The 14,640-nt window shown below is 72.7% G+C and carries 13 protein-coding genes and 1 riboswitch; of the genes, 2 read left to right on the top strand and 11 right to left on the bottom strand.

The annotated features are described in order from the left end of the window. Window positions 1–83 precede the first annotated feature (83 nt). From ACRRSS_RS03270 to ACRRSS_RS03240, 7 genes are all read right to left on the bottom strand, one after another. Window positions 84–998: a Ppx/GppA phosphatase family protein gene (locus ACRRSS_RS03270; RefSeq protein ID WP_435969711.1), complete on the bottom strand. Its 915-nt coding sequence runs from the start codon at window positions 996–998 to the stop codon at window positions 84–86. Continuing rightward, on the bottom strand, window positions 995–1,534 hold the full coding sequence (locus ACRRSS_RS03265; RefSeq protein WP_351908659.1) for a DUF501 domain-containing protein: 540 nt from the start codon (window positions 1,532–1,534) through the stop codon (window positions 995–997). Before ACRRSS_RS03265 ends, ACRRSS_RS03270 begins: the two co-directional genes overlap by 4 nt. Window positions 1,535–1,570: 36 nt before the next feature. Then, entirely contained in the window at window positions 1,571–2,041 is a 471-nt protein-coding gene (locus tag ACRRSS_RS03260; protein WP_435969710.1) for an FtsB family cell division protein, read from the bottom strand. A 90-nt stretch (window positions 2,042–2,131) separates the two neighbouring features. Next, the gene (eno, locus tag ACRRSS_RS03255; RefSeq protein WP_435969709.1) at window positions 2,132–3,418 is read right to left on the bottom strand and encodes a phosphopyruvate hydratase; all 1,287 of its coding nucleotides are present in this window, start codon (window positions 3,416–3,418) and stop codon (window positions 2,132–2,134) included. A gap of 310 nt (window positions 3,419–3,728) precedes the next feature. Next, window positions 3,729–4,454, bottom strand: coding sequence for a transglycosylase family protein (locus ACRRSS_RS03250; RefSeq protein WP_435969708.1), 726 nt, complete (start codon window positions 4,452–4,454; stop codon window positions 3,729–3,731). Window positions 4,455–4,457: 3 nt separating this feature from the next. Next, window positions 4,458–4,632, bottom strand: a riboswitch (cyclic di-AMP (ydaO/yuaA leader). A 258-nt stretch (window positions 4,633–4,890) separates the two neighbouring features. Continuing rightward, complete coding sequence (locus ACRRSS_RS03245; RefSeq protein ID WP_435969707.1) at window positions 4,891–5,979, bottom strand: transglycosylase family protein; 1,089 nt, start codon at window positions 5,977–5,979, stop codon at window positions 4,891–4,893. A gap of 134 nt (window positions 5,980–6,113) precedes the next feature. Further along, entirely contained in the window at window positions 6,114–7,445 is a 1,332-nt protein-coding gene (locus tag ACRRSS_RS03240; protein WP_435969706.1) for a cytochrome P450 family protein, read from the bottom strand. Window positions 7,446–7,554: 109 nt separating this feature from the next. On the opposite strand from ACRRSS_RS03240, the gene ACRRSS_RS03235 reads away from it, so the two are divergent. Next, window positions 7,555–8,754 (top strand): globin domain-containing protein, encoded by a 1,200-nt coding sequence (locus tag ACRRSS_RS03235; protein WP_435969705.1) that lies wholly within the window; start codon window positions 7,555–7,557, stop codon window positions 8,752–8,754. A 49-nt stretch (window positions 8,755–8,803) separates the two neighbouring features. Here the strand turns inward: ACRRSS_RS03235 and ACRRSS_RS03230 are convergent, their stop codons facing one another. The 3 genes from ACRRSS_RS03230 to ACRRSS_RS03220 all read right to left on the bottom strand — a co-directional run bounded on the left by ACRRSS_RS03230 (window position 8,804) and on the right by ACRRSS_RS03220 (window position 11,566). After that, a complete protein-coding gene (locus ACRRSS_RS03230; protein ID WP_435969704.1) occupies window positions 8,804–9,769 on the bottom strand; it encodes a nucleoside triphosphate pyrophosphohydrolase in 966 nt (321 codons plus the stop codon). 19 nt (window positions 9,770–9,788) lie between these two features. Beyond that, window positions 9,789–10,433, bottom strand: a complete 645-nt coding sequence (locus tag ACRRSS_RS03225; RefSeq protein WP_435969703.1) for a SurA N-terminal domain-containing protein — start codon at window positions 10,431–10,433, stop codon at window positions 9,789–9,791. 80 nt (window positions 10,434–10,513) lie between these two features. Further along, a complete protein-coding gene (locus ACRRSS_RS03220; protein ID WP_435969702.1) occupies window positions 10,514–11,566 on the bottom strand; it encodes a glycosyltransferase family 2 protein in 1,053 nt (350 codons plus the stop codon). Window positions 11,567–11,691: 125 nt separating this feature from the next. Between ACRRSS_RS03220 and ACRRSS_RS03215 the strand changes: the two genes are divergently transcribed. Further along, complete coding sequence (locus ACRRSS_RS03215; protein ID WP_435969701.1) at window positions 11,692–14,217, top strand: YfhO family protein; 2,526 nt, start codon at window positions 11,692–11,694, stop codon at window positions 14,215–14,217. On the opposite strand, the gene ACRRSS_RS03210 is transcribed toward ACRRSS_RS03215, so the two are convergent. Continuing rightward, window positions 14,125–14,634, bottom strand: a complete 510-nt coding sequence (locus ACRRSS_RS03210) for a GNAT family N-acetyltransferase (RefSeq protein ID WP_435969700.1) — start codon at window positions 14,632–14,634, stop codon at window positions 14,125–14,127. The two genes, ACRRSS_RS03215 and ACRRSS_RS03210, sit on opposite strands and share 93 nt — an antisense overlap. Between the last annotated feature and the right edge of the window lie 6 nt (window positions 14,635–14,640).

Here is a 14,640-nt window from a genome sequence, read left to right as displayed (position 1 = left end):
GGCGCCATCGGGGCCCTTTTCCTTGTGAAGAACTTCACGAACTTTCCCGACGGCACGTCGCCGGAGGGCTCGATAGGTGCCCGCTATGCCACGGATAGGGCGATCCCATCGAGGATGTCGTGCTCGCTGACGACGACCTCGTGGGCTCCGACCCGCTCGACGATCTCCCTCAGGACGATCGCTCCGGCGATGATCACGTCGACCCGGCCGGGGTGGATGACCGGGATCGCGGCCCGCTCCGCGTGGGTGGAGGCGAGCAGCCGGTCGGTGACCTCGGCGATCCGCGCGGCGGAGATCCGGGCGTGGTGGATCTTCTCGGAGTCGTACTCCGGGAGTCCGAGGGCGATCGCGGCGACCGTGGTGACCGAGCCGGCGAGCCCGACGAGGGTCCCGGCGGTGTCGATCGGCACGGTCTCGGCGGCCAGGTCGAGCGCGGCCCGGACGTCGGCGCGGATCGCGTCGGCCTCCTCGGCGGTCGGCGGGTCGTTCCTGACGTGCCGCTCGGTGAGCCGGACGCAGCCGATGTCGACGGACCGGGCGGCCTCGACGTGCCTGTTGCCGGTGACGAACTCGGTGGAGCCGCCGCCGATGTCCACGACGAGGTAGGTCTCCGGGCCGTGCAGTTCGCCGGTGGCGCCGGTGAAGGAGAACGCGGCCTCCTGGTCGCCGGTGATCACCTCGGGTTCGACACCGAGGATCTCCACGACCCCGTTCACGAAGTCGTCGCGGTTCTCGGCGTCGCGGGAGGCGGAGGTGGCGACGAAGCGGAGCCTCTCGGCGCCCAGCTCCTTGATGACCCCGGCGTACTCGCGGCAGGCGGCGAAGGTCCGCTCCAGTGCCTCGGGGGCGAGCCGGCCCGTCCGGTCGACGCCCTGCCCGAGCCGGACGATCGTCATCCGCCGGTCCAGCTCGACCAGCTCGCCCGTCTCCGGGTGGACGTCGGCGACGAGGAGGCGGATGGAGTTCGTACCGCAGTCGATTCCGGCGACCCGGGTCACTTCGTCTCCTCGTCCTTGTCCGCGCACGGCGTCACGCAGGCGCCCTTGGCCCACCACTCGGGCAGCATCGCGAGGGCCTCGTCGCCGAACGGGTTCACGCCCGGACCGGCGACCAGCGAGTGACCGACCAGGACGTGCAGGCACTTGACCCGGTCCGGCATGCCGCCGGCGCTCGGGAAGCCCTCCAGGACCTCGATGGCGTCACGGCGCGCGAGGTAGTCCTCGTGCGCGGCCCGGTAGGCGGCGGCGAGCTCCGGGTCGGTGGCGAGCCGGGCCTGCATCTCCTTCATGACCCCGTTGGCCTCCAGGGTCCCGATGGCCGAGGCCGCCCGGGGGCAGGTCAGGTAGTACGTGGTCGGGAACGGGGTGCCGTCGGGGAGCCGGGGCGCGGTCTCGACGACGTCCGGGTTGCCGCACGGGCAGCGGTGCGCGATGGCGCGCAGGCCGCGGGGCGGCCGGCCGAGCTGGAGCTCGAAGGCGGCGATGTCCGTCCCGGTCGGCTCGGTGCGTTCGGTCTGCGGAGGAGGCGTGTGCATGTCTGCCTTGATCGTGTGTCGTGTCGCGTACGAGGGTCAGGGGCGGTCGGCGTGGTCGACGCCGTCCCAGAGGTTGTCGTACCAGGGGCGGTCCGCCGCGCCCTGGTCGGCGCGGGGCCTTTGCTCCGCGTCGGGGTCGTTCACCGTGAACCCGGTCTCGCCGGGGAGCAGGTAGTGCAGGTGCTCGCGGGCGAGGCGGCGGACGTAGGCCGGGTCCTGGAGGCGGGCCTTCTCGTCCTTGAGCTCCTCGACCCGCCGGGCGGCGTCGGCGGCCTTGCGCTCCTGCTCGGCGATCTCGCCCTGCTGGGAGACGTAGCTGCGCATGGGATAGGCCAGCGCCACGACGAGGGAGCAGACGACCAGGGCGAGGAAGGCCGCGCGGCCGGTGAGCCGGGAGCGGCGGGCCTGGCGGCGGGTCTGGGAGCGGTAGACACGGGCGGCGGTCTGCTCTCCGAGCAGCCTGATCCGGGTCGCGGTCGAGAACCGGTCCCGGTCCTTCGCGGCCATGTCGTGTCGCCTCCCCTGTTCACGCGGACGTCCCCGCACACGGTACGGGACCGAGTGCGGGGACGGACGGAACTGCCGGGTGCGACGCTGTCAGCCCTTGAAGCGCGGGAAGGCGCTGCGGCCGGCGTAGACCGCGGCGTCGTCGAGGATCTCCTCGATGCGCAGCAGCTGGTTGTACTTGGCGACGCGGTCCGAGCGGGCCGGGGCGCCGGTCTTGATCTGACCGCAGTTCACCGCGACCGCGAGGTCGGCGATGGTGACGTCCTCGGTCTCGCCGGAGCGGTGGGACATCATGCACTTGAAGCCGTTGCGCTGGGCCAGCTCGACGGCGTCGAGGGTCTCGGTCAGCGAGCCGATCTGGTTGACCTTGACCAGGAGGGCGTTGGCCGCGCCCTCCTCGATGCCGCGGGCGAGGCGCTCCGGGTTGGTGACGAAGAGGTCGTCGCCGACGATCTGGACCTTGGCGCCCAGCTTGTCGGTGAGGACCTTCCAGCCGGCCCAGTCGTCCTCGTACAGCGGGTCCTCGATGGAGACCATCGGGTACGCGGAGACGAGCTCCTCGTAGTACTCGGTCATCTCGGCGGCCGAGCGGGACTTGCCCTCGAACTCGTACACGCCGTCCTTGTAGAACTCGGACGCCGCCACGTCGAGCGCGAGCGCGACGTCGGTGCCCGGCGTGTAGCCGGCCTCCTTGATGGCCTCGAGGATGAGGTCGAGGGCGGCGCGGTTCGACTCCAGGTTCGGGGCGAAGCCGCCCTCGTCGCCGAGGCCGGTGGAGAGGCCCTTGCGCTTCAGCACGCCCTTGAGCGTGTGGTAGATCTCGGCACCCCAGCGAAGGGCCTCGGAGAAGGACTCCGCGCCGATCGGGGCGATCATGAACTCCTGGATGTCCACGTTGGAGTCGGCGTGCGACCCACCGTTGAGGATGTTCATCATCGGAACGGGCAGCAGGTGCGCGTTCGGGCCGCCGAGGTAGCGGAAGAGGGGGAGGTCCGAGGCCTCGGAGGCGGCGTGCGCGACGGCGAGCGAGACGCCGAGGATGGCGTTGGCGCCGAGCGAGCCCTTGTTCTCGGTGGCGTCCAGGTCGAACATGGCCTGGTCGATCAGGCGCTGCTCGGTGGCGTCGTAGCCGACGAGCTCCGGGCCGATCTGCTCGATGACGGCGAGGACGGCCTTCTCGACACCCTTGCCCAGGTAGCGGTTCGGGTCACCGTCGCGAAGCTCGATGGCCTCGAACGCACCGGTGGAGGCGCCGGACGGAACAGCAGCACGGCCGGTGCTGCCGTCGTCGAGGCCGACCTCGACCTCGACCGTGGGGTTGCCTCGGGAGTCCAGGATTTCCCGGGCTACGACGACGTCGATGGACGGCACGAGCATCTCCTTTTTGGGATGTGACGCTGGATGTGACGCAGGACCGGTGCAGGGTCGCTCGGCCTTGCGACAAGAGCCTAACCGGCTCGGGGGCTCCGGCCAGCCGGGCGCCCGCCCCCTGGGACGAAAAAGGACCCAAGGGCATGCATCTGGGGACGAAGGACCCCGAATCTACTGGGCGGTAACCGTCAGGTCCTCCCGAAACGGGGGAACCCCGGCCCGGCGCGCACGGGGAAGGGCGCGCCGGGTCGGGGTGGTCACCGCGGGAGGGTCGTGGGGTCCTCGTGAGCCGCCGGACTCACGCGGACCGCCGGGCTCACTTCAGGTGGAGCTGCTGGCCCGGGTAGATGAGGTCGGCGTTCTCGACGACGTCCTTGTTCAGCTCGAAGAGCTTGGCCCAGCCGCCCTTCACGCCCTGCGTCTGAGCGATCTTGCTGAGGGTGTCGCCGGTGGTGACCTTGTACTCGCCGTCACCCTTCTTGACCGTCTTGCCGGTCGGCGTGGTGACGGTCTTCTTGGCGGCGGCCTTCGGCGCGGCCTGCTGCTGCGTCGCCTTCTTCGGGGCCTGGCGCTGCTCGCTGCGGGTGGTCGGCTGCTCGGCCTTCCGCTCCTGCTGCGGCTGCTGGGTGTTCTGCTGCGGCGCGCTCTCGGCGGCGCCGCCGTCGTACGAGGCGCCGGAGAGGCCCACGCCGCAGCTCGGCCACGCGCCCTTGCCCTGGCCCGCGAGGACCTTCTCGGCGATGGCGATCTGCTGGGACTTCGACGCCTGGTTGGCGGTCGAGGCGTAGGCGGTGCCGCCGTACGCGGCCCAGGTGGAGGCCGAGAACTGCAGGCCGCCGTAGTAGCCGTTGCCCGTGTTGATGGACCAGTTGCCGCCGGACTCGCACTGGGCGACGCGGTCCCACTCGGAGGCCGTGGCGGCCGAGGCGGTGCCCGCGGTCATCAGCGGGGCGGCGACGGCGACACCGGTGACGCCGACGAGCGTGACGACCTGGGTGGCCTTGGAGGGACGGCGGTGTTTGCCCTTACCGGAAAACAGCATGGAGATTCTCCTCACCGACGCCTGTGAGGTGAGCTGTCGGGTTCGGGCCGGAAGAGTTGCCCGGCCGCGTGTCCTAGCACGCGGCTTCACCCCAAGCCGATCGTCGGCCGTCTGTCTCAACGGCCGGGACCGGCACTTACCTTGGGTCCCCCACTCCTGCCTTCGGCGCTTACGCGACGACTGTTCCCATCGGCCGACGGCAGGATTCGGCGTTTCGGTCGACGGGGCCCGCGGTGGCGAGCGGTGATGACCGTAGACACAGACCCACCGGAAGTTCAAAGAGGCGCATTGCGGAAATATCGCCCCTCCTTGCCTTCCGGTGGGGAGTGTTTGCGCAGGTGAGAGGTGACGGGAGCAAACTTCGCGGACGCGACACGCCAGTTGGGGCGAAGAGACCCATGTCTCACTTACCCAGAACCGGACATTTGACCCCTAATCATACCGCCGGCGCGGGCGAACCGTTCGTCAGATCGAGGCTCTGACCAGGCAGGATGAGGTCCGGATCGATGCCCACGGTCCGCCGGTTGGCGTCATAGAGGGCGGTCCAGCCTCCGGGGAGTTCGTTCTCCTGTGCAATGTCGGACAGGCTGTCGCCCGGCCGCACGGTGTACGCGTCCGAAGTGCCCTGACTGTCCGTTGCGTCCCTGTTGGTCGCTTCGTCGGTCACGGGGGCCACCTCGGACTCTTCGGCCGGCTTGTCCTTGCTCGAGGCATGTCTACCGGATTCGGCGGCACTGCCCTTCTTGTCGGTTTCATCCGGAGCCGCGTCGCCCCGGTGCTTGCCGGTGCCGGGCGAGGCCGACGTCTCGTCACCTTCCGGCGTACCGGGCGTAACGGACGTATCGGGCGTGCTCGGGGTGGTCGGCGCGGAGGGGCCTGCCGAGTCCGCCGGAGCGGTGGGGCTCACCGGCGCGGTCGGCGTGACGGGCACGGTCGGCGGGACGGACGTGGCGGGCGCCGTGGGCGACACGGGCGCGGTCGGCGAGACCGGCCCGGTGGCCTTCCGCGGGGACTCGGCGGCCTTGCCGGCCCCCGTGGAGCCCTTGGTGGCCGTGGAGGCCTCGGGGAGTCCCGTGTTCCAGCTCGACTCCGGGACGGCGGCCGGGGTCGTCGGGACGGACGTGGGTCCAGGGTTCACCCCGGTGGCCTTTCCGTCGTTCGTCAGGCCGGCGATCGGCGCGCAGGTGGCCCACTCGGTGCTGCCCTTGGCGAGGGCCTTCTCGGCCACGGCGATCTGCTGGCCGCGGCTGGCCAGGTCGGGGCTGGGCGCGTAGGCGAGGCCGCCGTTGCGCTCCCAGCTGTCCTGGGTGAACTGGAGGCCGCCGTACATGCCGTTGCCGAAGTTGGCACTCCACTGACCGCCGGACTCGCACTCGGCGACCCGGTCCCAGGTGGCCGCGTCCGCGGCGGACGCGGATCCGGTGGCGAGCAGAGGCAGCGCCATGGCGGATCCGGTCACGCCCGCGGCGACGACGATGGCGGGGGCCTGACGGGGGCGACGGTGTCGTCCGTTCCCGGAACGCATAGATGCGCCTTTCGCGTGACGGATGTGACTCGTGACGGCTGAGACTGCGGCGAAACGTAGCCGCATTCGAACACTCATCACAAGTCGATGGACCCGCGATCACGCGAAGATCACAGTTCTGACGCCACGTCAGTTCAGTGGACCCGTACGGAAGGGGAGAACTCCACCGGAAGCGTGCGCAATCCCCGCATGATGAGCCCGCCACGCCAGCGCAGTTCGGCCGGATCGGCGGCAAGTCGCAGGTCCGGCAGGCGAGTCAGCAGGGTGGCGAGCGCGGTCTGCCCCTCCAGGCGGGCGAGCGGTGCGCCCAGGCAGTAGTGGATGCCGTGCCCGTACCCGAGGTGCTGGTTGTCGCGCCGCGCGAGCTCGAGGGTGTCCGGCCCGTCGAACCGCTCCGGGTCCCGGTCGGCGGCGGCGAGCACCACGAGCACCGGGTCCCCCGCCGGGATCTCCTGCCCGCCGATGGTCAACGGCTGCGTGGCGTACCGCCAGGTGGCCATCTCCACGGGCCCGTCGTACCGCAGCAGCTCCTCGATCCCGGTCTCCAGGAGCCCGGTCTCCCCCGCCGCGATCGAGCCCTGCAGCAGCTCGCGCTGTCCGGGGTGGCGCAGCAGCTGGTACATGCCGTTGCCGATGAGGTTGACGGTCGTCTCGAAGCCCGCGAAGAGCAGGATGAAGGCCATGGCGGCGGCCTCGTTCTCGGTGAGGTGCTCGCCGTGGTCGGAGGCCTTGATGAGCCCCGAGATGAGGTCGTCCCCGGGTTCCTCGCGCTTGCGGTGGATCAGCTCGGCGAGGTAGCCGCGCATCTTCTTGACCGACCGGGCGACCCCGCCGCGCGGCCCCCCGCCGTGCCGGATCATCATCCCGGCCCAGTCGCGGAAGTCGTCCTGGTCCTCCTCGGGGACGCCGAGCAGGTCGCAGATGGCGTAGATGGGCAGCGGGAAGGCGAACTCGTGGATGAGGTCGGCGCTCCCCTTCTCCACGAACGCGTCGATGAGCCGGTCGGTCAGCTCCTGCACGCGCGGGGTGAACTCGGCGACCCGGCGCGGGGTGAAGGCCTTCGACACGAGCCGCCGCAGCCGGGTGTGGTCGGGCGGGTCGATGTTGAGCAGATGCGTCATCAGCTCGGCCTTGCGCTCGCCCGGGATGCCCGTCTTGCCCCTGGCGTGCGGGGACTCGTCGTGGTGCGCCGGGTTCTTGGAGAGCCGTTGGTCGGCGAGGGCCTGCCGGGCGTCCGCGTACCGCGTCACGAGCCAGGCCTCGACCCCGCTCGGCAGCGTCGTCCGGTGCACCGGCGCGTGCTCCCGCAGCCACGCGTACGCGGGGTACGGATCAGTGGCGAACTCCCAGGTGAAGAGCGGAGGAGCGGGCGAAGGGGCGGCGTCCGGGACGGAGGAGGGACCGGCGTCCGGGACGGGGTCGGGAAGGGGGTCCGGGGCGGGGCCGGTGCCGGGGGCTGTGCTCACCCCCCGACCGTACAGGGCGGTCCGGAGGCCACTTCGAAGGTGAGGTGTGTGGAGATCCTGTGATCACGGAGCGGGGTGGTGCCCTAGATTCTTGCCGGTGGATCCTCAGATGCTCAGAAGCACGTTCGCGGTCGTCGAGAGGCGGGCCGAACACGCCGTCACCTTCTTCTACTCGCATCTCTTCTGGAACAACCCGGCCGTGCGCGAGCTGTTCCCCGAGGACCTGCGGCCCCAGCGGGACCGGCTCTTCGCCGCGCTCACGCACGTGGTGACCCATCTGGAGGATCCGGGGCTCGCCGTCTACCTGGGGCAGCTGGGCCGCGACCACCGCAAGTTCCTCGCCTCCCCCGCGCTGTACGCGGCCGTGGGGGCGAGCCTGCTCGCCGCCTTCGCGCACGCCTCCGGCTCCGCCTGGAACCTGGAGGCGGAGAAGGCCTGGACCAAGGCGTACGGGCACGTCGCCGATCTGATGCTGGCGGGCGCCGAGGAGGCCTCCGGGGCCGGGGAGCCGGCCTGGTGGGACGCGGACGTCGTCCGCCACGAGAGGTTCGGCGGGGACCTGGCCGTCCTCACCCTGCGGCCCCGGCAGCCCTTCCATTTCCTCCCTGGCCAGTACGTCAGCGTCAGCTCGCTGCGCGTCCCCCGCGTCTGGCGCACCTACTCCCTCGCCGACGCGCCCCGCCCGGACGGCACGGTCGAGCTGCACGTGAGCCGGATCCCGGGCGGGGCGATGAGCACGGCGCTCGTCGAGGAGACGGGACCGGGCGAGACCCTGCGGCTCAGCGCCCCCGGCGGCGCCCTCACCGCGCGCACGGAGCCGGGCGGACTCCGTACCTATGTCTGCGCGGGCACGGGATGGGCCCCGGTGCGGGCCCTCCTCACGGAGGCGGCGGAGGCCGAGCCGGAGCTGACGGGCCGGCTGTTCGTCGTGGCGCGCGCGAAGGAGTACCTGTACGGGCGGCGGGACGCCGAGGCGCTGAGGGAACGGATCCCGGGCCTGAGCGTCACCTACATCACGTCCGCGCCCGGGCATCGCAGGGACCAGGCGACCGAGCGGCTCCTGCAGGCGCTGCGGGCCTGCGTCCACTGGGCCTCGCACGACGTGTACCTCGCCGGCCCGCCCGGCTTCCTGACGGAGGTCACCGAGGCGCTGGTGGAGCTCGGCACCGATCCGGACCGGATCCTCCACGACACCCTGCAGCCCGTGGGCCGCTTCACCGTCCGCCCGAACACCGCGGCCGAACGCCTCCTGGGCCCGCCCGCCCCGCTCTGGCACAACCCGGGGGCCCGCGCGCCGCGCGAGCGGTGACCGCGCGTCCCCGCCCGCGCGCCGCCCGAGCGGTGAGAACGCGCCCCCGTCAGACCGTCACGCCCTCCGCCGAGCGGATCGCGTCCCGGTACGTCCGGGCCGCCGCGCGCAGCGCCGCCTCCGGGTCCACGCCCTCCGCCTCCGCCCGTACGGCGAGGCCGAGCAGCTCGTACCCGATGCCCTCACCGGCCGGCAGGGGCACGGCGAGCCCCTCCGCCCGGACCCGGCCGCCCAGCTTCGCGGCGAGCGCGAGACCCGGCTGGCCGAGCGGCACGCCGTCGGTGACGGACTCCCGCCGCTTCTCGATCGCCTTGGTCCGCGACCAGTGCGCCCTGACCTCTTCGGGCGTCTCGGCGGTCGCGTCCCCGAAGACGTGCGGGTGGCGGTGGATCAGCTTCTCGACGAGGGTCCCCGCGACGTCGTCCACGGAGAACGGGTCCTCCGGGTCCTCCTCGGCGATCCGGGCGTGGAAGACGACCTGCAGAAGGACGTCCCCGAGCTCCTCGCGCAGCGCGTCCCGGTCACCGTCCTCGATCGCCTCGACGAGTTCGTACGCCTCCTCGACGCCGTACTTCACGAGCGCCTCGTGGGTCTGCCGCGAGGACCACGGGCACTCGCGCCGGATGCGGTCCATGATCTGCACGAGGTCGAGGAGCCGGGCGCCGGGCAGGTCGTACGAGCCGGGCAGCAGCTCCAGGTCGGGCATGGTGAGGCGGCCGGAGCCGGCGAGCCGGGCGAGGCCGTCGGTCAGCGCGCGGTCGCCCTCGCCGGAGGGGAGCAGCAGCACGGTCCGGCCCCCGGCGCAGGCCTCGACGAGCTCCTCTGCGGTGGGCCGGAGGTGCTCGACGGCGACCCCGGCCTCGGCCAGGTAGGGCAGTTGGGGGTGGTGCTCGTCGGGGCAGAGCACCCGGTCCGCGCCGTGCAGCGCCTGCCAGGCGGGCCAGGACAGCAGTCCGGGCGCCACGCGGTGGCTGGCGGTGAGCAGGACGATGCGGCCGGGGCTCTCAGATGTCACCCCTCGAACCTACCTCGCGTCAGGCACCGGCCGGGACGGCGGCGGGGTCCCGTGTGACCTGCCGCAGCCAGGGCGCGGTGGTGTCGCCGAGCCGGACCTGGGCGTCGTCCCAGGAGCCGTAGCGGGGGTTCACGTCGATGGCGAGGTCCTTGGAGGCGGCGGAGAAGACCTCGGTCAGCTTCTTCTGGCCCTCGGGGGTGTCCGTGACGCCCAGCTTCTCGGCGATCTTGTTCATGAGGACGTTGCGGCGGACGACGTCGTCGATCTGGCCCGGGGCCACGCCCTGCTCCTGGAGGAGGGCGGTGGCGAGCCGGTCCTCGCCGCCGCTCTCGCGGACGAAGGCGGTCCTCGTCTGCTGGAGCTCGGCGCGGGAGACGGTGACGCCGTTGTCCGCGGCGACCTTGTCGACGACCCGGTCGAAGATCATGACGTTGAGCTTGCGACGGGGGAGGTCGCCGGTGGCCTGGACGAGCTGGGCGGCCTGCGGGGAGCGCTCCTGTGCGGCGCGGACGTCCTCGACCTGTGCCTGCAGGCTGGAGACGTCGATCCGCTCGCCGCCGACGACGGCCGCCGCTCCTGGGTGGGCGTCACTGCCGCAGGCGGTGAGCAACGGGGCCGCGGCGAGGAGTGCGGCGGAGACGGTGAGCGCAGTGCGGCGGTGCAAAGGAGCCTCCCGGGCTGGTCGTGCGTCAGTTGAACGACCTTGCGGTGATCGATGGTAGGGAGTCGCCGGGGCCGGAGCCACTACTTCGGTGCGACTGTTTCCCACAACGACTCACCCGCACGCCGGGTGTCGGCCCGCAGCACGCCTGTCTCGGGCCTCTCCGGCCCCTCGCGCATCTCCGCGTACGTTCCTCCGCGTGTCCCCTCGTACGTCCCCTCGTGGGTCTCCTTCACCAGGTAGTGGGGGCGCCGCTTGACCTCGTAGTAGATGCGCCCGACGTACTCGCCGATCAGTCCGACCATCACCATCTGCACGCCGGCGAGGGCGGTGACGGCGACGAGGAGGGTGACGTATCCGGGGGTGTCGACGCCGTTGACCAGGGCGTCGACGACGATCCAGGCCGCGTAGCCGAGGGCGACGAGGACGAGGAGGAAGCCGAGGTGGACGGCGGCCCGCAGCGGCTTGTTGTTGAAGGAGAGGAGTCCGTCGAGGCCGTAGTTGAGGAGCTTGCCGAAGGTCCACTTGGAGCGGCCCTGCTCGCGGACGGCGTTCTCGTAGGAGAACGTCGTGGTGCGGAAACCGACCCAGGAGAAGAGGCCCTTGGAGAAACGGTTGTACTCGCCGAGGCCGAGGACCGCGTCGACGGTACGACGGGACAGGAGGCGGAAGTCCCCGACGCCGTCGACGAGCTCGACGTCCACGAACCGGTTGATCGCCCGGTAGTAGAGGCGGGCGGTGAGGGTCCGGGTGACGCGGTCGCCCTCGCGGGTCCGGCGGGCGACGACCTGGTCGTACCCCTCGGCGTGCAGCGCGACCATGCGGTGCACCAGCTCGGGCGGATGCTGGAGGTCGGCGTCCATGATCACGACGGCGTCGCCGGCGGCGTTGCGGAGACCGGCCAGCATCGCCGCCTCCTTGCCGAAGTTGCGGCTGAAGGAGACGTAACGGACGTGGCGGGAGTCGCGCGCGGCGAGCTCCTGGAGGAGCGGGAGCGTCCCGTCCCGGCTTCCGTCGTCCACGTAGACGATCTCGAACTCGCCGTCCAGCTTGGCCAGTTCTTCGGTCACGTGGTCGTGGAAACGGGCGAGGACGTCCTCCTCGTTGAAGCACGGGACGACGATCGAGAGCAGCACGCCGTCCACGACAACGGAGCGCGGTGACCCGGCCGGTCCGCGCGGATGGCCTTGAGACGACCATTGTGTGAACGGGGCCGCCGGGCCCGGATTTCCCCTCCCCGGCGAGGCATATTCGACCCGTCATGCAGAACGCACACCGCTCCCCCCTCCTCGCCGCGCTGCTCACCGCGGTCGCCGTCTGCGGCGGGGACGCCGTCGCCCGGGTCTTCCCCTTCGGGCCGCGCCACCGGGCCGTCAACGACCTCGCGAACCAGTTCGTGCCGTTCCACGCGCACCTGTGGGACCTGCTGCGCGGCCGGGCGGACGGCGGTCTCCTCCTCGACTGGCGGGCCGGCTGGGGCACCGGCTTCCTCCCCGACTACGGCACCTACCTGTCGAGCCCCTTCGCCCCGCTGGTCGCCCTCTTCCCGCGCGGGGACATCGAGTACGCCGTGTACGCGATCACCGTCCTGAAGACGGCGGTCGCCGCGGCGGCCATGACCTTCCTGCTGCGCCGCCTCGGTCCCGGCGCCTGGTGGTGGGCGTCGGTCCTGGGCGCCTCGTACGCGCTCTGCGGCTGGTCGCTCGCGGAGGGCACGTACAACCCGATGTGGCTGGACGGCCTGATCGCCTTCCCGCTGCTCTGCCTGGTGGGCGAGTGGGTACGGGAGGGCCGGCGGCCGCTCCTCGGCCCGCTGGTGGTGGCGGTCTGCTGGGTCGCCAACTTCTACACGGCGTACATGGCGACCCTGGGCGCGGCCCTCGTCCTCCTCGTACGGCTGGCGGTGACCGACTCCCCGCGCCCGCGCGCGGTGCTGCGGGCGGCGGTGACCACCGGCACCGGGATCGCCCTCGCCGCCCCGGTCCTCGTCCCCGTCTACCTCGGCTCGCGCCACGCCCACCCGGGCCTGGTCAGGGAGTTCGACCCGGCGCCCGCCACGGACGTCCTGGCCCGGCTGCTCCCGGTGACGTACAGCTTCGCGACCCCGGCGGCCTTCGTCTGCACGGCGGTGCCGCTGCTCGTGGGCGCGCTGCTGTTCCGCCGGGATGTCCCCGGACGGGAGCGGTGGCTGTGGGCGGGCCTGTGCGTGGCGGTCGCGGCCTCGATGCAGTGGGGGCCGACGCACCTGCTGTGGCACGCGTTCGCGACGCCGAACGGCAGCCCGTACCGGCAGACCTTCGTCCTCTCCGGCGTCCTCGTCCTGGCCGCCTGGACGGGCTTCGCCCACGGCCTCCCGGACCGCCGGGCGCTGCTCGGCGGTACGGCGGTCGTCCTGGCCCTGACGGCCGGGGCCCTCGCGAGCCCCTTCCTCACCCCCTGGGCGCTGCTCCTCACGGGCGCGGGCCTCGTGGCGGTGACGGGCGCGCTGCTCCTGCCCCGGCGGGGTCGGTACGGGGTGCTCGCCGCGCTCCTGGCCGGCGGCACCCTCCTCGGCCAGGCGGCGGCGACGACGGCGTACGCGGACCGGGAGCGGCTCGTCCGGCTCGACGACTACCCGCCGTGGGGCGCGGAGCAGGAGCGGCGGGCGGCGGCGCTCGCGGCGGCCGACGGCTGGCCGGAGTACCGCACGGACCCCGGGCTGCCCCGGGTCGCGGGCAACGATCCGCTGCTCCTCGGCGGCCAGGGCGCCGCCTACTACAGCAGCCACACCCCGGCGGTCCTGACGGAGACGCTGACCGCGCTCGGCGGCGGCTGGACCTCGCGGGGCCGGAACCTGCTGAGCCTGGACAACCCGGTGACGGACGCGGTGTTCGGGGTGGGGGCGCGGTGGCGGGACGGCCGGGTGGTCCGCGCGGAGTCGCTGCCGCTCGTGACGGTACGTCCGCCGGGCACGGCCCCGGTGTACGGCCCGTCCCCCTTCCGCAACCAGGAACTCCTCCTCGGCGCGCGGGTGTACGAGGCTCCCGGGGCGGACGGGGCGTGCCGCGTCGGTACGGAGGTCTTCCTCTGGGCCCCGGACGCGACGGGCACGGCCCGTCTGGGCCCGCGCGAGACCCACCTCCTGGGCGGACAGCCGAAGCGGCGGGCGGCGATGGTGTCGCTGGGCGTCCAGTCGGAGCCGGGGGCGAGGGTCCGGCTGCCGGAGGGCACGCCGGGGTCCGGGTCCGGGCCCGGGCCGGCCGCTGGGCCGGGCCCTGGCTCCGGCCCTGGCCCTGGCTCCCGCTCCGGCTCCGGCTCCGGCTCCGGCTCCGGCGAGGTGGCCTGCCTGGACCGGGAGCGCCTCCGGTCGGCGGTGACGGCCCTCCGCGCCCGCGCGGCCACGTCGATCGAGGTCACCTCCACGGGCCTGACGGCCACGCTGCCGCCCGGCACGCGGGGCACGGCGGTCGTGGCGGCCCCGGGGATCGAGGGCTGGCGGTGCGCGAACACGGCGGATCCGGGGGCGGATCCGGACCCGGAGTCGTACGGCGGCCTGCTCGCGGTCCCGGTCGAGGACGGCCGGAACGAGATCTCCTGCGCCTTCACCCCACCGGGCCTCCGGGCGGGACTCGCGGCCGGGGCGGCGGGGGCACTGGCCCTGATCCTGCGCGCAGGGCTCGGCGCCCGGAGCCGCCGGGACCGGTCCGGTCCCGTCTCACCGGCCGGGGAGCGTCCTCTCCCAGCGGATCTCGCCGTCCCGCACCCGGTCCGTGGGGGTGAGCCCGGCCGCGCGGGCCACCGACTGTGAGGCCGGGTGGGCCGGGTGGACGTGGGCCACGACCGTCCGTACGCCTCGCTCGGCCAGCAGGGCGACCAAGGCCCCGGCCGCCTCACCCGCGAGCCCGCGCCCCTGCCACTCCACGCCGATCACCCAGGCGACCTCCGCGACCCGGCCGCCCTCCGTGACCGTCGCCTGGACGGTGCCGGCGAGCCGGTCCTCGGCCCGGAGCCGTACCACCCAGTTGCACCAGACCGTCGCGGGGTCCGGCGAGCCGGCGGTCAACCGTTCGTAACGGGCCCGGAGTTCGGGCGGGGTGAGCGGGGCGCCGCCGATGAAGGCGTGCAGGGCCGGGTCGGCGAGGACCCCGGCCATCTCGTCGGCGTGCGCGACGGCGAGCGGCACGAGGTCGAGGCGGGGGGTCCGTACGGCATCCGGTTCACACACGGGGGC

This window comes from Streptomyces sp. Qhu_M48 (genome assembly GCF_051305195.1).
GTDB lineage: Bacteria > Actinomycetota > Actinomycetes > Streptomycetales > Streptomycetaceae > Streptomyces.
Note: the sequence above shows the minus strand (reverse complement) of the source record. Positions and strands in the feature narration are given on the sequence as shown.